The organism is Dyella sp., from assembly GCF_035277725.1.
In the GTDB taxonomy this organism is placed as follows: Bacteria; Pseudomonadota; Gammaproteobacteria; order Xanthomonadales; family Rhodanobacteraceae; genus Dyella_B.
Genome location: NZ_DATEJY010000106.1, coordinates 15,318 through 35,425, shown reverse-complemented (window position 1 = coordinate 35,425; position 20,108 = coordinate 15,318). Strand labels below are relative to the sequence as shown.

14 protein-coding genes are annotated in these 20,108 nt (G+C 61.7%); 7 read left to right on the top strand and 7 right to left on the bottom strand.

What is annotated here, in order from left to right; translation table 11 throughout:
* Nucleotides 1–167 precede the first annotated feature (167 nt).
* Both VJR68_RS09765 and VJR68_RS09760 read right to left on the bottom strand, forming a co-directional pair.
* The gene (locus VJR68_RS09765) at nucleotides 168–3,143 is read right to left on the bottom strand and encodes a TonB-dependent receptor plug domain-containing protein (protein WP_324147483.1); all 2,976 of its coding nucleotides are present in this window, start codon (nucleotides 3,141–3,143) and stop codon (nucleotides 168–170) included.
* Nucleotides 3,144–3,276: 133 nt separating this feature from the next.
* The gene (locus tag VJR68_RS09760) at nucleotides 3,277–5,106 is read right to left on the bottom strand and encodes a hypothetical protein (protein ID WP_324147482.1); all 1,830 of its coding nucleotides are present in this window, start codon (nucleotides 5,104–5,106) and stop codon (nucleotides 3,277–3,279) included.
* 659 nt (nucleotides 5,107–5,765) lie between these two features.
* Between VJR68_RS09760 and VJR68_RS09755 the strand changes: the two genes are divergently transcribed.
* The 6 genes from VJR68_RS09755 to VJR68_RS09730 all read left to right on the top strand — a co-directional run bounded on the left by VJR68_RS09755 (nucleotide 5,766) and on the right by VJR68_RS09730 (nucleotide 13,656).
* Complete coding sequence (locus tag VJR68_RS09755; protein ID WP_324147481.1) at nucleotides 5,766–6,257, top strand: MarR family transcriptional regulator; 492 nt, start codon at nucleotides 5,766–5,768, stop codon at nucleotides 6,255–6,257.
* An 11-nt stretch (nucleotides 6,258–6,268) separates the two neighbouring features.
* The gene (locus VJR68_RS09750; protein WP_324147480.1) at nucleotides 6,269–8,395 is read left to right on the top strand and encodes an FUSC family protein; all 2,127 of its coding nucleotides are present in this window, start codon (nucleotides 6,269–6,271) and stop codon (nucleotides 8,393–8,395) included.
* Nucleotides 8,385–8,582 (top strand): DUF1656 domain-containing protein, encoded by a 198-nt coding sequence (locus VJR68_RS09745; protein ID WP_324147479.1) that lies wholly within the window; start codon nucleotides 8,385–8,387, stop codon nucleotides 8,580–8,582. The genes VJR68_RS09750 and VJR68_RS09745 overlap by 11 nt, the downstream gene beginning before the upstream one ends.
* A 25-nt stretch (nucleotides 8,583–8,607) precedes the next feature.
* A complete protein-coding gene (locus VJR68_RS09740; protein WP_324147478.1) occupies nucleotides 8,608–9,630 on the top strand; it encodes an HlyD family secretion protein in 1,023 nt (340 codons plus the stop codon).
* Between the two features lie 7 nt (nucleotides 9,631–9,637).
* Entirely contained in the window at nucleotides 9,638–11,083 is a 1,446-nt protein-coding gene (locus VJR68_RS09735) for an efflux transporter outer membrane subunit (RefSeq protein ID WP_324147477.1), read from the top strand.
* Nucleotides 11,084–11,313: 230 nt separating this feature from the next.
* Nucleotides 11,314–13,656: a winged helix-turn-helix domain-containing protein gene (locus VJR68_RS09730; RefSeq protein WP_324147476.1), complete on the top strand. Its 2,343-nt coding sequence runs from the start codon at nucleotides 11,314–11,316 to the stop codon at nucleotides 13,654–13,656.
* 99 nt (nucleotides 13,657–13,755) lie between these two features.
* Here VJR68_RS09730 and VJR68_RS09725 read toward each other — a convergent pair whose 3' ends face one another.
* The 4 genes from VJR68_RS09725 to VJR68_RS09710 form a co-directional block, all read right to left on the bottom strand.
* Entirely contained in the window at nucleotides 13,756–15,183 is a 1,428-nt protein-coding gene (locus tag VJR68_RS09725) for a hypothetical protein (protein WP_324147475.1), read from the bottom strand.
* Nucleotides 15,184–15,212: 29 nt separating this feature from the next.
* Nucleotides 15,213–15,791: an acetate uptake transporter gene (locus VJR68_RS09720; protein WP_324147474.1), complete on the bottom strand. Its 579-nt coding sequence runs from the start codon at nucleotides 15,789–15,791 to the stop codon at nucleotides 15,213–15,215.
* Nucleotides 15,792–16,012: 221 nt separating this feature from the next.
* Nucleotides 16,013–16,630 (bottom strand): nucleotidyltransferase family protein, encoded by a 618-nt coding sequence (locus tag VJR68_RS09715; protein ID WP_324147473.1) that lies wholly within the window; start codon nucleotides 16,628–16,630, stop codon nucleotides 16,013–16,015.
* Nucleotides 16,631–16,693: 63 nt separating this feature from the next.
* Complete coding sequence (locus VJR68_RS09710; protein WP_324147472.1) at nucleotides 16,694–17,470, bottom strand: helix-turn-helix transcriptional regulator; 777 nt, start codon at nucleotides 17,468–17,470, stop codon at nucleotides 16,694–16,696.
* A gap of 136 nt (nucleotides 17,471–17,606) precedes the next feature.
* Here VJR68_RS09710 and VJR68_RS09705 point away from each other — a divergent pair, with 136 nt between their 5' ends.
* Complete coding sequence (locus VJR68_RS09705; RefSeq protein ID WP_324147471.1) at nucleotides 17,607–18,722, top strand: hypothetical protein; 1,116 nt, start codon at nucleotides 17,607–17,609, stop codon at nucleotides 18,720–18,722.
* Between the two features lie 114 nt (nucleotides 18,723–18,836).
* On the opposite strand, the gene VJR68_RS09700 is transcribed toward VJR68_RS09705, so the two are convergent.
* The gene (locus VJR68_RS09700; protein ID WP_324147470.1) at nucleotides 18,837–19,934 is read right to left on the bottom strand and encodes an XdhC family protein; all 1,098 of its coding nucleotides are present in this window, start codon (nucleotides 19,932–19,934) and stop codon (nucleotides 18,837–18,839) included.
* Nucleotides 19,935–20,108 lie beyond the last annotated feature (174 nt).

Here is a 20,108-nt window from a genome sequence, read left to right as displayed (position 1 = left end):
CACGTTGGGGTTCGGCGACGCCTTACCCCAACCTACGACGCAAGGCACAGGTGTGCACGAGTCATCCAGATGGGTTTGCAAATGCGTAGCAGGGGGCGTCAAGACGGGCGATTCATAGAGGCGCTTGGGGTAAGGAAGTGAATCGCCCGCCTTGACGCGGTCAAACGCTAGAACTTGATCGATGCCGTGCCATAGATCAGCCGTCCAATCGGCGAATAGGTCGCCACGTCTGCGTTGTTGTCGGTGAATGCCTGCGGTGCAAGCGGTGGCATGCGATTGGCGATGTTGTTGATGCCCAATGCGAACGACCATCCCTTGACAATGTCGTGCGATGCCGAGTGGTCGACCGAATACGCAATCCGCAGATCCCAGGTGAGATAACTGCTGACGGGAAGGCGCTTCAGCGTGGTGCTTTGCGCGTAGACGATGCCGCCGGGGCCAATATCCGTAACCGCCGACATGTAATTGTTGCCGACCGTGAGATCCCAGTTGCCGTATTGCCAATCGGCCGTGGTGTAGAAGCTGAAGCGCGGGATGGTTCCTTGCACGCCAGTGCCCCCGTTGGTCGCGAATCCGGCGTAGTTGTAATACTGCTGGCCGGGCAGCGCCTGGAACTGATACTTGAAGAACATCGCCCCGTTGGTGGAGAACGTGAACGTGCCGGCGTGATCGCTGACGAAATAATATTCCGCCGTCATGTTCGCGGAACGCACGTGCAAGCCGCCCAGGTTGGTGAAGCGGTCGATCGCATACAGGTTCAACGGATCGCCGCCGGAGCGCAGATAGGCTTCGACTTGCCCGGGTGCGGTGAATGCCGTCGCACCGGGCTGGCCGGGGAAATTCCCCAGCGCCAGGTTGGACGCGAACGGCGATGCCGCACCCAGCTGGTTCACGCTTTGCAGGATGTTGGTAAAACCGATGCCACCGGGGTAGCCACGCTGGTCCACCGAGGAGTAATCGAGCGATGCCGTCAATCCGGGCAGTGCTTGCGGCGTAAAGGTAATGCCCATCGAGCGGGTGACGGCGGTGCTCGGTTTGAGGTGCGGATTGTTGCCGTCTTCACCATTGAAGCCGAGGCCGGGAAGATTGAAAACGGATTGAATCACGCTGCTGCCTACCAGCCGCGTATCGGTGGGTCCGTACATCGCATACAGCGTGGGTGCGGTATAGGCCCGCGAGAACGATCCGCGCAACGTGACCTGGTTGTCGAACGGTTGCCAGCGGAATCCGAACTTGGGGACCAATGAATTGCCGGCATCGCTGTAATGCTCGTAGCGTGCGGCAGCGATCAGGTCGAAGTCGTGGAAGCCTGGTGCTGACCAGCCGGAGCTGGTAATCGGCACGCGTACTTCACTGTACGCACTATCGATGTCGCGCCCGCGCGAGAACGGGTCGGCTGCGGTGCCGCCGATCCAATCGTGCGCGGTGGGGCCGGTGTTGCGGCCATTGGGATCGGTATACGCGGAGAGCGATTCGCGCCGCATTTCCACCCCAAAGGCAAAGCCCACCTTGCCGGCCGGCAATTCGAACGGCTTGCCCACTACCTTGGCGTCGAAAGCATCCAGCTTGCTTTCGGCATGGATGGATTCCGTGCCATACAGGTTGGCCAGCGACGCGGGATTGATGCCGGATGTCACCGCCAAAGGATTGAGCGCAGGCTGGATGACGAACGATCCCGTGCTGGAAAAGCCCGTCTGTACGCGGCTGTAAGCATCACCGGCAACGGCATTGCCTTGCGCGTCGTAGCCGCCGGCGATGGCACGGGTGACGTTGGGCGCATAGATCAGGTTGAACTGGTCCTGCTCGAGCGTGTTGTCGCTGTGGTCGACCGAGGCTTCCCAATTCCAGTCGTGAGTTATGTCGCCACGCAAGCCGGCCACGATCCGGAAACCTTCCGCGTTGTTGACGAACTGCTGCGGCCTGGGCAGGTAACCGAACACCGCCTGATTGAACGTGGTGGTCAGCGGGTTGTAGGGCGAACCCGCCGGCAGCGAGACCGTGGTTCGAATCGGCAACCATTGCGTAAAGCTCTTGGTGCGCGAATAAAGAATGTTGCCGAACGCCGTGAGTTTGTTGTCGTCCAACAAATCGGCGGAAAGGTTGAGGCTCAGGCCTTTTTGATCCTGGCGCTCCAGCAAGGTCTGATAGCGCGAGACGTCGAAGCCGTCTGCCACGGCAGTAGGCGTGGTGGGCAGATAGGTGCCGTTGGCGATCAGGCTATTGATGTTCGGCGCGGTGGCCAGCGTACCGGTCGGATTGTCTTGCGCGGGCGAACTGAGTCCAGGGGCCAGCATGGCACCCGGAAAACGGCCATTGGCGCCGACGGTGCCGGGCAGGTTGGAGATGCGTCCGTAAAGCGGGCTGGTGAAGCTGCGGGCGTCCTGATACAGCGGGTCGGTCTTCGCTTCGCTGCCGGTCAGGGTGATGTGCACGCCATGCAGTGTCGTGCCCGCCACGAAATAACCCGACTTCTCGCGGTAGTTTCCGCTGGCGGCACCGTAGCGCACACCGACTTCTGCGCCTTGGTAGTCCTTTTTCAAGATGATGTTGACCACGCCGCCGATCGCGTCGGAGCCATAGATGGCCGACGCGCCATCGGTCAATACCTCGATATGGTCGATTGCCGAGATCGGGATCTGGTTTACGTCGACGAAGTTCTTGCCGCCGATGCCATTGATGCCGCTGGTGGCGACACGCAGGCCGTCCACCAGCACCAGCGTATCGAGATTGCGCAACTGCAATTGGGAACCGCCGGCGGTGTTCTGGTTGTTGTTGTTCGCGTTGCTGGTGCCGGTGTTGCTGCGCCCGGCAAACGAGGGCACCACTTTGCGCAAGAGATCGAGCGCATTGGAGTTGACGCCGGCCCCTTTGATCTCGTCGTTGTCGACCGAGGTCACGGGCACCATGACCTCATCGGGCGCTACCGGTAGGTTGGAACCGGTGACCACCACGGTTGCCAGGGTGGCCGGCTTTTGTGCCTTGTCCGGCTGATCCGCTTTGGGTTTCGTGCCCGCGGACGCGTCCGGTTTTTGCTGCTGGGGCGGTTCGTCCGCATGCAGATTGGTGGAAACCGCGGTTGCGCAGGTGGTACCCATTGCCATCAGCAATGCGCCGAGCAATGGTTTTACGGTCAAACTCTGCATAGCGTCTATCCCTCCCCGGACGACACGTTAGCGACTGGTTTTCAAATGGCAGTCATGTAGTTCCGCTTCGATTTGCTTGCATGGTCGTACACCGTTGTCGTTGGTATGGAGCGTGAGTGTTGTCGGGGTGCGCCTATGGATGGAGCGCATACCACAGGATTTCTCCTCCTTTGCCCTTTTCGCCGGGCGATGCTGCGAGGTAAATGCGGTCGAGCGCCTTCCACAACATGCCGGACTTGGCGCCTTTGGCGCTGGGCACGCGTGCCAGTTCGGCATAGTGATCGGCATCGTTCTGCTGGAATACGCCAAGGTAGCCATCGCCGCCGGGCACATAGATGCGCTTGTGCACGCTGTCGTAGAACAAGCCATCCGATGTGGCCGGTGCATCCAGGCTTGCGACCTGCTTGCCGGTCTCCGTATCGAGCACGATCAGCTTGCTGGGATTGCGCGTGCCGATGAACAGCCGATGGTCCGCTTCGTCCAGCGCCATGCTCAGGTTCGTCTGCGCACCCGTTAACGGCCAACGCGCGATCACCTGCAGGGTTTTCTTGTCCACCACGTCGACCTCGTTCTTGTCGGCCACGTTCACGAACAGGCGATGGCCATGTTCTTCCGCACGTACTGCCTCGACGTGATCGGAATCGAAGCGAAGTTTTCGATAAACCTTGCCGGAATAAGGGTCGATCTCGTTGAGGTAGCACTCCTTCATGTCCACGTCCTTGCCGCCGCTCACGATGTAGAGCAGGTGCGTGGATGCGTCGTAGGCCATCGAATCCGCGCCCGGCGCGGTGTTGATATAGCCGAGCACCTTGTAGGTGCCGGCATCCAGCACGCGCGTGCCACCCTTGCCGCTGTCGGTCACGATCAACCGGTCTTTCTCCGGCAGGTAAAGGATCGCGTGAGGGGTGCTGAAGGTGGTGAGCGTCTTCTCGTGCGCGCCGCTATCGAGATCGAATACTTCCAGCGTGCCGTGGTCTTCGGCGGCAAGCAGCAATTTATGACGCTTGGTATCCACGCCGAAGTGATCGAAATCGCCGGAGTATTCCGGCTTCCACGCGGTACTGCGCCCGATCAGGGTAGCGGGGGCTGCCGCTGATGCCGCGCCAGCCGGCGGCGCCGTCAGCTTGGCGAGCGAGGGAATCTTGGTGGCCAGTTCGTTGCGAATCGCGTAGGCGCGTTGCTCCAGTGCTTTCTTGTCGTCGCCGGGCTTGTAGCGAAACACGATGCCGATGGCACCGATGGTCTGCTTGCCCGCATCCAGCAAACGGGTTTCCACTTCAAAGCGATTGCCGTTCACCTCGAGATTCGGGATGCCGGTACGGATGGCGCGCATGTCGTCATCGTCTGCCGCCTTGCCGATGCGCCCGATGCTTGAGCCGACGATTACGTTGGTGTGCTGACCAGGCGGTGTGGCATGCATGGCAAGGATGATGACGTCCGGATACGCCGCCATGGCCTGGTCGACCAGCTGCTGTGCGAGCGTGTTGGTGGGGGTGGCGGTGTCGTAACGGTAAGGCTGGGTCAAATTGCCAGGATTGGAAATGCGCCGCGCCAGTTGATCGCGGATCTGCTCGGCACGCTGTTGCAGGGCCTGCTTGTCATCGCCGTTGTGATACGGGTACACGATGCTGAGCGCGCCGAGCGTGTCGCCGGTGGTGTCCAACAGCGGTACCTCCACTTCCAGCCTGTCGCCGGCCTTGTTGACTTCCACCAGCGGCTTGCCGGTATTGACCACGCCCATGTCGTCGTCATCGGCCTTCTTGCCGATGCGGCCGATGTTGGAGGCGATGATGACGTTGTCCTTCTGCTTGGGCGGCGTGGCATGGATCGCCATCACGACGATGTCAGGATGGGCGGCGATGGTCTGGTCGACCAATTCCTGCGCATAGATCTTGGACGGCGTCTGGGCGTACAGCGGTAGTGCCGAGAGGGTAATCGCAGCAGCAAGCACGCGACGAATCATGGTGTCGGATTCCAGGTGGCGGGTGGTAGTGGCTGTTGGATGTTCGCGGTGGCGAGCCCGGATGGCATAGAGATAAACCTTCAACCTGACGTGTTCCTGTAGCGCGTCTTAAAAAGGATTAAGGCCAATGGCACTCACTTAGGCGGTGTTCGCTTGACTGCCGTAAAAAAACCTTGAACCCGTCGTCCTGGCTTTCGCCTGTCTCTAGATCACAAATCCGATGTTGCCCCAGCGTCCCGCCTTGCGATGATCGCCCTCTCCCTGCGGGAGTAAGGGAGGGTTGGGGTGGGGGTGCTTGGGCTTTAGCGTGCCGCCGAGCGTCGCAATGAGTGCCGCGGTGTGAATCATGTGGCGAACATCAACCTGCGGCGGCGGGTAACTCCCGCCGCTCGCTGCGCTCGCACCCCACCCTAACCCTCCCCTGCAAGCAGGGGAGGGAACTGGTCTGTGGCGTTTTGCGGTTATCGGGCATGATCACAAGCTGGAAAAGATGTGATCAAGAGACGTGGCTTTCGCCGGGACGACGATGCCTGAGTGAGTACCATGGGCCTTGAGGTTGCGACGCAGGACGATGTCGTTTGCAACTAAATAGTACATTTATGTACTATATATATCTGTACTATAAGTCCATGCCTTATCAACCCAGGGGTCGCAACACCATGGCCGACTTCGCCCTTACCGAACAGCGCCTCGCCGTCACCTGCCGCCGCTACCCGGCTTTCCCGCGCCGGCCGGCCACCCTGGTGCGGCTGATCAAGCATATCCACAAGATGTTGCACGACGAAGCAAACGCCAGCCTCAAGCCTTACGGCATCAATCATCCGGAATACAACCTGCTGATGATGCTGTACGGCTCGGGCAGCGGTACGATGTCGCCGTCGGAGCTGGCGGATGCCGCGGGCGAGAAGTCTGCCAATATCACGCGCTTGACCAACGAGCTGTGTGACAAGGGCCTGATCGACCGCAACAGCAGCGCCGATGATCGTCGCAAGATCGAACTGAGCCTGACGCCGCAAGGACAGGCTTTGCTCGACAGTCTTCTTCCGGATATCTGTACGTTGCTGGCGAAGCAGGGGCGTCACCTCAAGGTTTCCGAGCAGGTTCAGCTCGAAAAGCTGTTGAAGAAGTTTCTGAGCGGATTGGCGGACTGAGGCGATTCCCGATGTCTGTAACCGAAATCCCGACGGCAGTCCCCACCACGCGCGATGTTTTCGTGACGACCCTGCGCGAGGAGAGCACCACCTGGCTGTTCGTGGCGAAATCGCTGCTCGCCTTCTACATCACCGGCTGGCTGGCGATGCGGCTGGATCTGCCGCAGCCGTCGACGGCGATGCTCACCACCATCATCGTGGCCAACCGCCAGAGCGGCATGGTGCTGGCCAAGAGTTTCTACCGCGCCATCGGCACCGTGGTGGGGGCGTTGGCGGGCTTCCTGATCGTGGCCTTGTTTCCGCAGCAGCGCGTGTTGTTTCTTACCGCGTTGTCGCTGTGGATCGGTGCGTGCGCGGGCGGCGCCACGTTGTATCGCAATTTCAAATCCTATGCGTTCGTGCTGGCCGGTTACACTGCGGCGATCGTGGCATTGCCGGTGATCAACAACCCGCTGGAAGTGTTCCACTCCGTGGTGTGGCGCCTGAGCGAGGTATTGCTGGGCATCGGCGTTTCCGCCGCCGTGAGCGACGTGGTGTTTCCCAGCCGTATCCGCGACGATCTGCGCCGCATCTGTCGCGCCCAGTTCGCCAACTTCATCGATTTCGTGCAGCGTGCGATGTGCGGCAAGGTGGCGCGTGCCGATCTGGAGAACGCGCATCTGCGCTTCGTGCGCGATGCGGTTGCGGTGGAAGACTTGCGCAGTTCGGTGATTTTCGAAGATCCGGAAGCGCGTGCGCGCAGCGGCCACATGCTGCTGCTGAACCAGCGCTTCATGGCGACGTCCACCACGCTGCAGACCCTGCATCACCTGATCAATCGCCTGAAGCGCAAAGGGCATGAAATAGCAGCCGATGCACTGATCCAGCTGTACCGGCCATTGGCCGACGCGCTCGATGCACCGATCGAGGCTGGCGCCGCGGCGCGCGTGTTGTTGCCGCGTATGGACAGTGCGCGGCAAGTGATCCGGGAACGCCGGGCGATGCTGCGCGCGAAAATGAGTTCCGCCTATGACATGCTCGATTTCGATACCGGCGCCACGCTGGTTGATCGCTTCGTCGATGAACTCTATGCATACGTCGAAACGGCATCGCAATTGCAGGCACCCAGGCTGTTCGGCGCCGTGGCGGAACGCGTGCGCTTTGAGCGTGGCAATGACTATCTCGGTTCGGCGTTGGCGATGGTGCGCACGTCGCTCGTCATGGGCGCCTTGAGCTTCTATTGGATTGTTTCCGCATGGCCGTCCGGTGCATCGGCGATGCTGCTGGCAACGGTGTTTGCCGGCCTGTTTGCTGCCGCGCCCAATCCTACCCAGTGGGTGCTGCACACCTCGCTGGGCTTCGTACTGGGTACGTGCGCGAGCTTTGTCTGCCAGTTCTTCGTGCTGCCGCTGATGGACGGTTTCGGCCTGCTGGTAGCGACCTCCGCGCCCTTCCTGATGATCGGCATGGCGATGATGGCGTGGCCCATGACGGCTCGCGAGGGCGTGGGTTATTGCATGGGTTTCACGCTGACGCTGGTCGTGCACAACCAGATGAATTACGACGTGGTGTTTTTCTGGAACGATACCTTGGCGCAGTTCATCGGCCTGGGCGTGACGGGTTTGGCCTTCACTCTTATTCCGCCGGCCATCGGCAGCCTGTGGCTCCGCCGCCGCCAGCTGGAGCAATTGCGCCGCCAGGTGCGTCTTGCTGCCACAGCGCCGCTGCCGGGGTTGCGCGCACGCTTCGAAAGCGTCAATCACGATTTGTTCGGGCAGATCGTGGCGCAGACCGAACGCGGCAGCCAGGCGTCGCGCAACCAGGTGGCATGGATGCTGTCCATCAACGAAGTCGGGCGGACCTTGATCGAGTTGCGCAACGACATGGCCGGCCGCCCGCTGCCCGAAGACGTGCACGAAGCGATCGAGCGGACCATCGATGCGATCGCCCAGCTTTACGAGCATCCGGATACCGCTACCTACGCCTATGCGCGCGATGCGCTGGCCGCGACCACCGCGATGATCGGCAGCGACGATGCCATGTGGCCGCTACTCAATCACTTGAACGTGCTGCGCCTGGCCATGCTGGACGAACAATCCGTGCTCGGCGCTTACATGCCCGCACGCCCCAACGCACAAGGAGTTGCCCATGCCGCGTGAAATCGCCCTCGGTGGCGTGCTGGTGCCTGGACTTTTGATCTGGTTCCTGCTCGCCGTGGTGTTGTTGCTGCTGTTCGACTGGGTGGTCGGCCGTTATGGCCTGTACCGCTACGTGTGGCATCCGGCGCTGTTGCGCCTGGCCTTCCTGATTTGCGTATTCGGCGGCCTTGCGCTGCTGACCTTTTGACGCTGAATGATTCATCGCTGATCCCATGAAAAACACTCTCTATATCCGCATCGCCATCACTGCCGTCATCGTGCTGATCGCCGCGTTCATCGGTTATGGCATGTGGCGGCACTACATGTATTCGCCCTGGACACGTGACGGCCGCATCCGTGCCAACGTGGTGCGCATCGCACCGGATGTCTCCGGGCTGGTCACCGCGGTGAACGTGGTGGACAACCAGCAGGTGAAGAAAGGCGATGTACTGTTCGTGATCGATCGCCCCCGTTATGAAGATGCCGCCGAGCAGGCCAGGGCGAATCTCGCCGCTGCACAAGCCGCCGTGGTGGCGTCGCAGGCGAACATCGACGCGGCCAAAGCCACCACCACGCAAAGCAAGGCCAACTTCGCCATGTACGAGGCGCAGTCCAGGCGCCGCCAGAGCCTGAGGGATGTCGTATCCAGCGAAGACATCGCCAACGCCAGCGCGACGGCCGACGCGGCGCGCGCCACCTGGGAAAAAGCGCGCGCGGGCATCGAGCAGGCGACGGCCGCCCAACAGCAGGCACAGGCTGCGGTGAAGCAGGCGCAGGCAGCGTTGGCGACGGCAGAGCTCAATCTGCAGCGCACCGAAGTGCGCGCGCCGGTGGATGGCTACGTCACCAACCTGCTGGTGCGCGTGGGTGACTACGCCAGCGCTGGCGCGCCGCGTCTTGCGGTGATCGACAGCCGCTCGTTCTGGGTGGACGGCTATTTCGAAGAAACCAAGCTGCCGCACCTGCACGTGGGCGATCCGGTCGACATCCGCCTGATGAGCGGCGGCCTGCATCTGCGCGGCACCGTGGAAGGCGTGGCGCGCGGCATTGCAGGCGCGGTAGATCCCACTGGCAATGATCTGCTCGCCAACATCAATCCCACCTTCAACTGGGTGCGCCTGGCGCAGCGTGTACCGGTGCGCGTGCGCATCGACACTGATCACATGCCGGCCGGCACGGTGCTGGTGGCAGGGCAGACCGCCACCCTGATCGTGCACCCTGGCGGGCATGGCGATGCGCTGGCGGAGTCACGGTGAAGCGGCCATGCGTAACGTGAATCCCGTTTTCCGTTTATCCATTGCCGCCACGCTGGCGTTATGCGGCGCGCTCGCCGGTTGCGCCACACCGGGCGGTTTGCATCCCACCGGCAAGACGCTCGACGCGCGCAGTCTCAAGAGCGAACAAAGTTTCGCCAACGTCCCGCTCAGCCCGACCGCATGGCCGGCGCAGGATTGGTGGACCCGCTTCGGCGATCCGCAGCTGAGCACGCTGATCGAGGAAGCGCTCAAGAACAATCCCAGCCTGGACGAAGCCCAAGCGCGTGCACGGCAGGCGCAGGCGGTGACGGATGAAGCCTATGCCGCGCGGTTGCCGGGCGCCGATCTCGAAGCGGGTGCGGAGGGCAGCCGTTTGTCCCTGAAGGACCCGATCTACCCGCCGTATGTGCTGGGCCATTTCGCCTGGGGCAAATCCGTGACCGCGAATTTCTCCTGGGATATCGATCTATGGGGCGGGAAGCGCGATGCATGGGAAGCCGCACTCGGCCGTACGCGTGCGGCGGAGATTGAAGCGCGCGCGGCGCGCATCCAGCTCTCGGTGAACGTGGCGCGCGCGTACGTGCAATTGGGTTATGCCTTCGCCGAGCAGGATGTCGCCGAAGGCGAACTGCAACGCACCTCGCAGACCTTGAGGCTGACGCGTCGGCTGGTAGCCGGCGGCCTCGGCACGACACAGCAGGAAGCCTTCGCCGATTCGCAGGCGGCGAGCGCCGAACAGCAGAAGGCACAGGCCGATCGCGCCATCGATGCCGCGCGCAGCGCTCTTTCTGTATTGCTGGGGCAGGGGCCGGATCGCGGCTTGAGCATTGCGCGTCCACATATGCTTGATGCAGGCCTGGTGGCGATACCGGATCAGCTGCAAGTGGATTTGATCGGCCGCCGTGCCGACCTGGTTGCTGCACGTTGGCAAGTCGAGGCCGCCTCGCAGGACATCAAGGCCGCCAAGACGCAGTTCCTGCCCAACATCAGCCTGAGCGCGATGGCCGGTTTTCTTGCCGTGGGTGGCAGCACCAACGTGTTTCAATTGCCGGCGCGCACGTATTCGGTCGGTCCGGCCTTGAGCTTGCCGATCTTCGATGGCGGCCGTTTGCGCGCTAATCTTGCCGGCGCGGATGCGCGTTACGACGCGGCGGTAGCGCACTACAACAGCCAGTTGATCGGTGCGGTGAACGAAGTGTCGGATCTGGTTTCCGCACTGGCATCCGTGCGTACGCAGATCACCTTGGAACAGCGTGCGAAACAGGACGCCGAGAAGAGCTGGCGCGATGCGTTGGCGGCATACAAGGGCGGCGTAAGCGGTCCGCTGACGCCGTTGACCAGCCGCCAGCAATTGCTGCTGACCGACCAGCGTTTGGCGCTGTTGCAGAGCCAGCAGGCGGATCTTTCGATCCGGTTGATTGATGCGCTGGGTGGTGGTTACAGCGAGAAGTAACGTAGATGTGCACTTGGTATTCGCCCCCAGCCCTCCCCTTGCAAACAGGGGAGGGAGCTGTTTTTGGCGTGATTGAGATGCGTGCTTCGTCCCCGTGACATCGGCCTAGGTCGCGTACACTTTGCGATAATCCCCCAACAATGTTGCGATATGTATCACGCAACAAAACCATCCCGCCGTTTGGCTATCCAACGCGCAGGTCAGGTGCCCTTCAACGACAAGGTCCGCGCATGGGGAAGCGAGTCTATTACTTTGGCGACTTTTGCCTTGACCCCGTTGCACGGGAGCTGACGCGCAACGGCGAGGCGGTCACCATCGCGGCCAACGCTTTCGGTTGCCTGACGTATCTGATCGAGCATCGCGAACGCGCCGTCGGCAAGGACGAGCTGGTGTCCGCAGTGTGGGGGCGCGTGGACGTCAGTGACAACCTGCTGGCGCAAACCATTGTCCGGCTGCGGCGCGCGCTGGGCGATGCCGGTGCCGGGCAACGCTGCATCCGCACCATTCCGCGCGTGGGTTATCGTTGGATGCTCGACACGGTCGTTGCGGACATGCCCGGCGAAACTGCCGAGCAGGTGCCGGCGTCCTCTCCAGATGTGCTGGTCGAACCGTTGCCTGCGCCAGGTTTACAGCCATCGCCGTGGCGAGGTCGTGCGCTGTGGATCGCAGCGCTATGCATGCTTGCCGCCGCGGTGGGATATTGGCGCTGGTCGGCCGTGCGCCAACCCTTGCGTCTTGGGCAAGGCGTGGCGATCGTGCTGCCGGCCGAGGTGAATGCGCCGGCGGACTGGAAATGGTTGCGCTTCGGGCTGATGGGCCTGCTCTCCAACGAATTGCACGACGCACGGATTCCCGTCGAAAGCAGCCAGACCGTGCTGAGCCTGCTCGACCAGCCCGGCGGCAATCCGCACTTGGACACCTTCGCCCTGGTGATCCATCCACGGGTCACCCTGGTCGACAAACAGTGGCATGTGCACCTGGATGCCCGCACGGCCGACGGCCGCACATGGCAGGCGGAATCGTCGACCGACAACGTGCTGAACGCTGCGCGCTGGGCCAATACCCGGCTGTTGGCGCAGATGGGCGTGGCGGTAAGACCCGCCGCGCCGACGACGGATGATGCCAAGGAGGAATACCTGATGCGCATCGACGTGGCGACCAATGCCGGTTCCAGCGACGTCGCGCGCGAGCTGATCGACAAGGCGCCGGCCAATATTCGCGAGATGCCTGAGTTCGACTATGCCAAAGCTGTATTTCATTGCAGCGAGGACGAACTCGCTCCTTGCAAGCAGGGGCTGGCCGATCTGTTGCAACGTCTGCCAGCCGACGAACAACCCACGTTGCGCGGCAGGGTACTGGCGCAGCAGTACTACGTCTATTATCGCGAACACAAATATGCCGAAGGCGTCGTCGCCTTGAGCGAAGCGGTAGCGCTCCTGCAAAAGCAGTCCAACAAAACCTATCTGGCCTTTGCTTACGCCCAGCGCGGTGAACTGGAAAAAGTCCAGGGCAAGCTCGACCAGGCACAGGCGGATTTCGGTCTTGCTCGCGCCAACTATGCACTGGACTCCTATGACGTGGCAGCGCTCGATATGGATGGGGCCATAGCAGAAGTGGCGATGAGGCGAGGACAGTTTGCGCAGGCCATTCCAGTGTTGCAGCGTGCCTATGATGAATATCAACGCATGGGCATGCGCCGGCAGATGCCCGACATACTGATGCAACTGGCCATCGCGCGGCGGATGCTGCTGCAGTATGCCGAGGAGCTGGCCGCCACGGATATTTATTGGCCATTGCAGCAGAAGCATTGGGGTATCGAGGATCGGATTTCCCGTCACCTCCTCGCCTACGAGCGGGCGCAGGCATTGGCCAACAACGGCCGCACCGCCGAAGCGAACGACCTGCTCGAAAGCGTGCTCACGCAGATTGCAAGCGATCCCCAGGGCGAGCCGGGTTTGCAGGATACGGTCTACGTCCTGTTGGCCAAGCTCGCCTTGCAACGCAACGATATCCAGGCCGCCCAGTCCTGGATCGGCAAGGCGATGGACAAGCCACTGCTGGAAAGAAACAACGACAACCACGATTACGCCTCTGCGTGGCTTACCAACGCGCTGGTGATGCAGCGCGCCGGCAAGACGAAGGAATTCAAAGATGCCGTCGATGCCTTGCAGACCTGGGCAGCCGGGCTACCAGCGCGGGACGAATGGATCGATATCCTGCTGTTGCGCGCGCAAGCGGCTGAGGCGTGGAGCGAAGGCCGGCACGATCAAGCGCTGGATCAGTTGAAGCTAGCCATGAGCAAGGCCGATGCATACGGCGTGCCGGAACTCATCGTCGACGTCGCCCAGGTTTACACGCAGGCGTTGATCGCCGCCGGCAAAGTGGAAGACGCCGCCTCCATCAGCGGCAAGCTGTCGACCTGGAGCCAGGTGGATTGGCGCGCGGCGTGGGCGCAAGCCTGCGTGTATCGCGCGCTGGGCCAGATGCCATATGCGGAGCAATATCAGAGCAAGGCGCGCCAGCTTGCGGGTGATCGCGTGTTGCCGTCGGAGGCGTCGGTGTTTTTGTATTAGTAGTGTAGGTTGGGGTGCAAACCCCAACATCGCCATGCCGATGAGGATGGCAATGTTGGGGTTTGCCCCCCAACCTACGGGCGTCGTCCTGGCTAATCCTCAGAACTTGTAATACGCACTCACATTCACCTGATTTCCGCTCGTCTGCGCGCGATTCTTTCCATTGGTGGTGGCATTGAGAATCGCGTGAATCCACTCCAGCGCAAACGAATAATCGCCCACGCTGTACATCAGGTTCGCCGCCGTCTGGCGGTTCTTCAGCAAGCCGGTGGCGCCGTTGTTCAACCAGCGGATCACGTCGTTCGAATCGGGCTTGCTCATCGAATAGAACAGGTTGGCGCTCCAGTTCGGGGTGAACTTGTAGCCGCCCATCACGTAGCCGCCGGTGTCCTTGATGTCGCCGAATTGCGAGAGATCGCCAAAGATCTGCCCGATGCCGCGGCCTGTATAACCCACCCCTTTGAACGTCCACGCGCCGGGTGTCCATTGCCCGCCGACTTCGAACGCCGTGCTGGCAAACTCGCGCTTGATCGGTGTCGGCGAGCTGCCGCCGACACCGGCCAGGTTGATCTGGCTCCAATGCGCCGCCGCGAACAGCAGCCACTCCTTCGGTTGCTCCACGTGCAGCTTCGCTTCAAGTTGCGGACGGAAGTTGGCATTGCCGGCACTGATGTAATTGATCGGGCTGCCTGGGCCATTCCAGGTACCCGAGAACGCGGCCAGATCCAGGCGCCAAAGCGGGCCGGCGGTACCGTGATTGAGATCCTGCGAGAAGATGATGCCGGGGAAGCGCCAGCCGATGATGCCGGTGCCATAGCCGAGCGGGAAGGCGATATGGCTGATGGATATCGGCAAGTCATCCAGCGGGAAGATCAGGTCCCACATCTGACCGATCTTGAAGCTGCTGCCGGTCACCGGGTTTTCCAGCGTCATGTAGGCTTGGCGCAGGCGCGGCAGGGGCTGCTCCATCGAATAACCGCCGGTGCCGTTGTTGCCGCCGAAGAAATCCATTTCCAGATGCCCGCCGCCGATCCAGTCGCCGGCGATCTTTCCGCCGGTCAAATCCAGCCAGAAACGTGTATTGCGCACGTCGACGCCGCTGAGCTGCCCCTTCGATCCGGGGATCGGATATTCGGCATTCTGGCCATTGCCGTAGGTGAAGCTCTTGCTTTGTGTAAACGCAGTGGCGTTGATAAAACCATGCAGCGCCACGGATACGCCCGGCGAACTGGTAAAGGTTGGCTTGGCAGGCACGGCCGCAATGGTTTTTGCCTGCGCTGCCTGTACCTGCTGTGTTTGCTGGATCTGGGTCTGCTGTTGCGTCTGCTGGTTCTGCAATTGGGTCAGCGCATCGTGCAGTTGCTGCAGGTCCTGTTGCTGTTGATTGAGTTGTTGCTGCTGCTTTTCGACCAGCGCTTTCAGCGCTTTGATTTCCGCATCCCGCTTGTCGTTCTTCTGTGCGAAAGCGGGCGCGGTGGCAGTAAGTCCCAGCGTGGCAAGAGCAAGAAACAAGGCATGTCGTTTCATGGTGTGCTCCTTATCGTTATCGCTGTGTTTTATGTGGCGCGTGGTGTCCCCACCGGCAGCACTTCCCGCTTGTGCGACTCGTTGATGATTTCCGCCGCCGATACGTAAAACGCCAGCAGCGCCGTGATCAGACCCGTGTACCCGCCGGCCACGTGCAGACTCTTCATGCCGGTCCACTCGCTGGCGGCGAGCAGGAAGAAGGTGATCCACAGCGCCAGAAAAATCAGCTGCACCGCGCGTACGCCACGCAGCGTGCCAAGCCACATGTAGAACGTGAAAACGCCCCACATGAAGAGGTACCAGCCCACGAAAGCGGCCGGCACCTTGTCATGCAGAAACAGAGCAAACAGCGCGAACGACCACCAGAAGGCGCCGTAACTCACGAACGCCGTCGCGCCAAACGTATTGCCACGCGGCAACTCCATCACGCCTGCGATCATCTGTGCCGTGCCGCCATACGCCATGGCGACCGCCAACACCATGTTCATCGCGTCGCCGCTGAACCAGCCAGCGTTGATCATGCTCAACAACCACGTAGTCAACGCGAAACCCGCCAGGCCCAACGGCGCCGGATTCGAGAATCGCGCCATGCTTTGCTCGCTGCTCATTGCCGGAACTCCCCAAAGAAATGGATGGAGTGCGTGCTCCGATTCGTCCCTCGCGTGTGGCTCCGCAAAACAACCTGTTCCTCAAGGGCTCACACCGCGATCGTGCGCCGCCCTGCGTGGATTATTGCGATGCAGCAATTATGGCAAGCGAAACGTCTAGCTACTCAAGACTTTACTCAGATGCGGCAAAAAGAACAGATGTCCCGGCAGACTGCTTGTCGTCAGCCAAGACTGCCTCCGGATTTGGCCAGGATGGCTCGTATCCGCTGCAGGTCTTCCGGTGTATCGACGTCCACCCATGCCGGTGGGCTGAAAAGCTCGACGCGTGCTGCTTCCTGTCGCAGCAGTTGGCGCGCGCCATGCGTACCGGAAAGCGACGCCAAGGCCTCGAAACAATCGCGAGGGAACAGGGCAGGCGGGCCCTGCACGCCGTTGTGTTCGCTGGCCAGAATTTGCCGGGGCGCGGCCTGGTGTCGTTGCAGCATGGCTTGAAGCGCCACGCTGTCGAGCAAGGGTTGGTCGGCCAGGCACACCAGCACCGCCGATGCCTGTGGAAAGGTATGCGCCATGGCGCGCACGCCCGCGGCGAGCGAATGGCCCATGCCCAGCTGCCACGCTTCGCAGCGAACCATGCTCAGCGGCAGATCGTCGAGCACGGCCTCGACGTCATCGGCATAAGCACCGGTTACCACCAGCACCGGCATGTCCGTTTCCATCAGTACACGCGCGCTGCGCCGAACCATCGGCTCGCCGGCAATCTCCGCCAACTGTTTGGCGCCGCCGAAGCGGCTGCCTTCACCGGCGGCGAGCAGGAGGATGACGGGCGAGTCGTAGTGCATGTGGCAACGCATCGTAGCTGGGTTGGCGCAGCGTACCCCAACGCCATCCATCTGCCATCGCCGTCACAACTTCACCGCATGCCGCATATAGTCCGTAGGCGTCACGCCAAGCACGCGATGAAACATGCTGCTGAAGGCGCTGCAATTGGCATAACCCGCGTCGCGCGCAACGGCCTTGATGGAGAATCCGCGGCTCATCTGGCTAAGCGCCCTGGCCAACCGCACATGCTGCCGCCAGCGCACGAACGACATGTGCAGTTCGCTTTCGAACAAGCGCGCCAGCGTACGGCTACTTGCTCCTGCGCGTAGCGCCAATTGTTCCAATGTTTCGGCATGCGACGTGCCGTTGAGCAAGCGCTGGCATACGCTCTTCAAGCGGGGATCCGAAGGCATCGGAATATGGAAGGCGACTTCGTCTGCCGTTTGCAATTCATGCAGCAGCAGCGGTGCGAGCATGCCTATGCGCTGCCGATGTTTTTCCGCATGCGCCTGCACCGCCGCCAGGATCAGTTCGCGCAGCAAGTTCGACACTGTCAGCACCTTGCAATGCGTGCCGAACGATGCGCTCGTGGCGCGATCGAGGTAGAGCATGCGTACGGCCACCTGTCCTTCCATATGGATTTCATGCGGCATCCCGACCGGTATCCATAGCGAACGCTGCGGCGGCACGATCCAGATACCTTCCCGGGTGGTCACGTGCATCACGCCCGATGTGGCGTAGATCAGCTGGCCACGTCGATGCCGATGCACCGCCACGTGCCAGCCCTGCGGGTATTCCTTGGCAAGCGCGGTGATCGGCCAGGCCGAAGAGTAGCGAAGAGGTTGTCCGAAACGCGACACAGGATGACCACCTTTCGAAAAACGGACGGCCTAGGCTAAGCCCGGACTGGCAGTGCGGGCAATAACGCGGCGATCACTGCGTACTGACCCGCTTGCTTGAACTCCCCACCTACGCCGAACAGAAACGAGGCACCCCATGGCTGCGTATTCGATGACACGCCGCGATCTGCTCAAAGCCGGCATGGCCGCGGCCGGCGCACTGGCACTCGGTGACGCCAGGCTGCTGGCAAAAGGTCGCGATGGCAGCGAACGGCCAACGCTGGTGGTGTTCTGGTTGAACGGCGGCCCTGCCGGCCTTTTCAACAGCGCGGATGCTTTCCTTGCCAACGGTGCCTTCGGCGTCACGGCGGACAACATCCGATCCGTGGGTAACGGGCTTTATGTCGATGCCGGTTCATTGGGCGCGTTGCCCGCCGTGGCCTTGCAGCACATGGCATCGGTGCATTTCAGGCATGGTCTTTATTCGCACAATGATTCGCGCGCCGCGGTGCTGCAGGCCGGTTCACGCAGCCAGCTGTTGCGCATGGCCGCGGCGATGCCACCCAGCGCCGTGCGTTGCGCCATCGTCAACAATCTGGGTTTGCCGGTGGGCGTCCCCGCTCGTCCCGAGCCGGAACACGGCATCGATTTCGAGCACATCGTGAAACTGGACGACGCACGCCGCGCCCTCTCCATCGCGCAATTCAATGACATCCGCGAGGCGTATGGCGCGTTCGGCGCCAACGCGATGATCGACAACCAGCGCAACACGTTCGCGGCCGTCGAAGCGCTGGTACGCGAAGGCGCCGGGGTTGTTTTCGCACAGCCTGCGTATACCGGCAGGCAAGACCGGCAATTCGATACGCACCACGATGATGCGGGCGATGCCGCGCGTCAGATCATGGCGCCCATCACCCCCGCGCTGCATACATTTCTTCGCCGCGTGATGGCCTTGCCTGGACAAAACGTTGTCACGCTGCTCACGGGTGAATTCAGCCGTACGTTGCCCGGCGCGGATCACGCCAAAGGCGGTACGGCTACTGTTATCGGCAAATACGTGAAAACGGGTGCGGCAGGCCGCCAGCGTCCCGATGGCTCGCCGCCCGACGACGCGCCGCCTCCCGAGGCGCTATGGGCATATGTCGCCGCTGCGTTGAGGTTGGGAGCGGCGGCGCCGTTTGGAACGCATCCGCATGATGATCTGTTGACGTTGCAGGTTGCAGTGAAATGGCACGCGAACCCCAACATCTCCGCATGTGATGGAATTGCCTGATACTCGTCGCCCCGGCGAACGCCGGGGCCTAGCGACTTTGTTTGGCTATCAAGACACTGGGCCCCGGCGTTCGCCGGGGCGACGGATCAGAGGAAACGCGCACTTCATGGAGACCTACGAGGGATGAATCGCACCGTCGTTGTCGCGCAAATGGCCGCCGCTGCGATCGTTGATCACCGCCATGATCTCCGCCGCAATCGCCAAGGCGATTTCCTCCGGCGTTTCCGAGCCGATATCCAGGCCGGCCGGTGCATGCACGTGCAAACCTTCAAGCGCGGCACTGCTTCGCATGCGTGCGACTCGTTCACGCGAGCCGAGCGCGCCGATGTACGCGACCGGCGCATGATGCAACGCGCCGAGGTACGCAATGTCCTGTTCAAGGTTATGCGTCATCACTACGACGGAGCTATGCGCATCCAGCGCAATGGTATCCGTCAGTTGCTGCGGCGTGGCACAAGCCGTATGCAAGCCCGCCGGAAGATCGCTGGCACGTAGCCGGGCGGGATCGTAATCCACCAGCGTGGTACGCCATCCCAACGCACTCGCCAGCGGCAGGAGTGCACGCGCTGCGGCGCTGCTGCCGATCACCACCAAGGCATGCGGTGGCGCGATGGCTTCCAGCAACACGTCGACCGTACCTTGCGCAGAAGGCAAGTTCACCGTGCGGGCGCGCCGCCCTGCGCAAGCCGGTGCGTGCATCATCATGGCTTGCACCAGCGCTGCATCGCCGATGCCATCGTATGCCACCCCGTTGCCATTCCACGCCAGCCGGCGCGGCAATACGGTTTTGCCATTCACGACAAACAGCGTGGCCATGTGCAGCGTGCGGCGCTCGTCGAGGCAGCGTGCAAGCGTGTCGATGAAGTCCATGTCGTGAATCGCCAGCAGCGGTTCGATCAGTACTTCCAGTTCGCCGCCGCAACCCATTTCGATCAGGACATCCAGGCCTGATTCCGCGTTGTAGCTGACCAGTTTCGGCTCGCCGCTGTCGATGACTTCCAAGGCGCGCGCCACGATATCGCGCTGCGGGCAGCCGCCGGAAAGTTCGCACACGACGTGGCCATCGCCCAATACCAGCATGCGCGTACCGGGGCGCCGAAAGGTGGAACCGCGCGTTCGCGTGAGCGTGGCAAGGGCTGCTTTCGGCGTAGCTTCGCCGTGCAGATCGCGCAATGCCGCAATCAAGGTGGTTAGCTCGTGGGCTGAATTCATCTTTGCTGTCGACAAACAAAAGGAGCAGAATCGATGGCCGTGATGGTGTCACGCCTTTACCGTTCGATGCCATCCTGTCGTGGGGTTGCCGGCAACCGTTATCACGTCGGCGGTGTTGAATAGGTCATTTTGGATCATGTTCGGTTGCGTGCTTTTGAAAGCGTGCGCGTTTTA

Excerpts from the sequence above, each read along its gene's own strand:
- VJR68_RS09765 (WP_324147483.1), bottom strand. The coding sequence starts at position 3,143 with ATGCAGAGTTTGACCGTAAAACCATTGCTCGGCGCATTGCTGATGGCA.
- VJR68_RS09760 (WP_324147482.1), bottom strand. The coding sequence starts at position 5,106 with ATGATTCGTCGCGTGCTTGCTGCTGCGATTACCCTCTCGGCACTACCG.
- VJR68_RS09755 (WP_324147481.1), top strand. The coding sequence starts at position 5,766 with ATGGCCGACTTCGCCCTTACCGAACAGCGCCTCGCCGTCACCTGCCGC.
- VJR68_RS09750 (WP_324147480.1), top strand. The coding sequence starts at position 6,269 with ATGTCTGTAACCGAAATCCCGACGGCAGTCCCCACCACGCGCGATGTT.
- VJR68_RS09745 (WP_324147479.1), top strand. The coding sequence starts at position 8,385 with ATGCCGCGTGAAATCGCCCTCGGTGGCGTGCTGGTGCCTGGACTTTTG.
- VJR68_RS09740 (WP_324147478.1), top strand. The coding sequence starts at position 8,608 with ATGAAAAACACTCTCTATATCCGCATCGCCATCACTGCCGTCATCGTG.
- VJR68_RS09735 (WP_324147477.1), top strand. The coding sequence starts at position 9,638 with ATGCGTAACGTGAATCCCGTTTTCCGTTTATCCATTGCCGCCACGCTG.
- VJR68_RS09730 (WP_324147476.1), top strand. The coding sequence starts at position 11,314 with ATGGGGAAGCGAGTCTATTACTTTGGCGACTTTTGCCTTGACCCCGTT.
- VJR68_RS09725 (WP_324147475.1), bottom strand. The coding sequence starts at position 15,183 with ATGAAACGACATGCCTTGTTTCTTGCTCTTGCCACGCTGGGACTTACT.
- VJR68_RS09720 (WP_324147474.1), bottom strand. The coding sequence starts at position 15,791 with ATGAGCAGCGAGCAAAGCATGGCGCGATTCTCGAATCCGGCGCCGTTG.
- VJR68_RS09715 (WP_324147473.1), bottom strand. The coding sequence starts at position 16,630 with ATGCACTACGACTCGCCCGTCATCCTCCTGCTCGCCGCCGGTGAAGGC.
- VJR68_RS09705 (WP_324147471.1), top strand. The coding sequence starts at position 17,607 with ATGGCTGCGTATTCGATGACACGCCGCGATCTGCTCAAAGCCGGCATG.
- VJR68_RS09700 (WP_324147470.1), bottom strand. The coding sequence starts at position 19,934 with ATGAATTCAGCCCACGAGCTAACCACCTTGATTGCGGCATTGCGCGAT.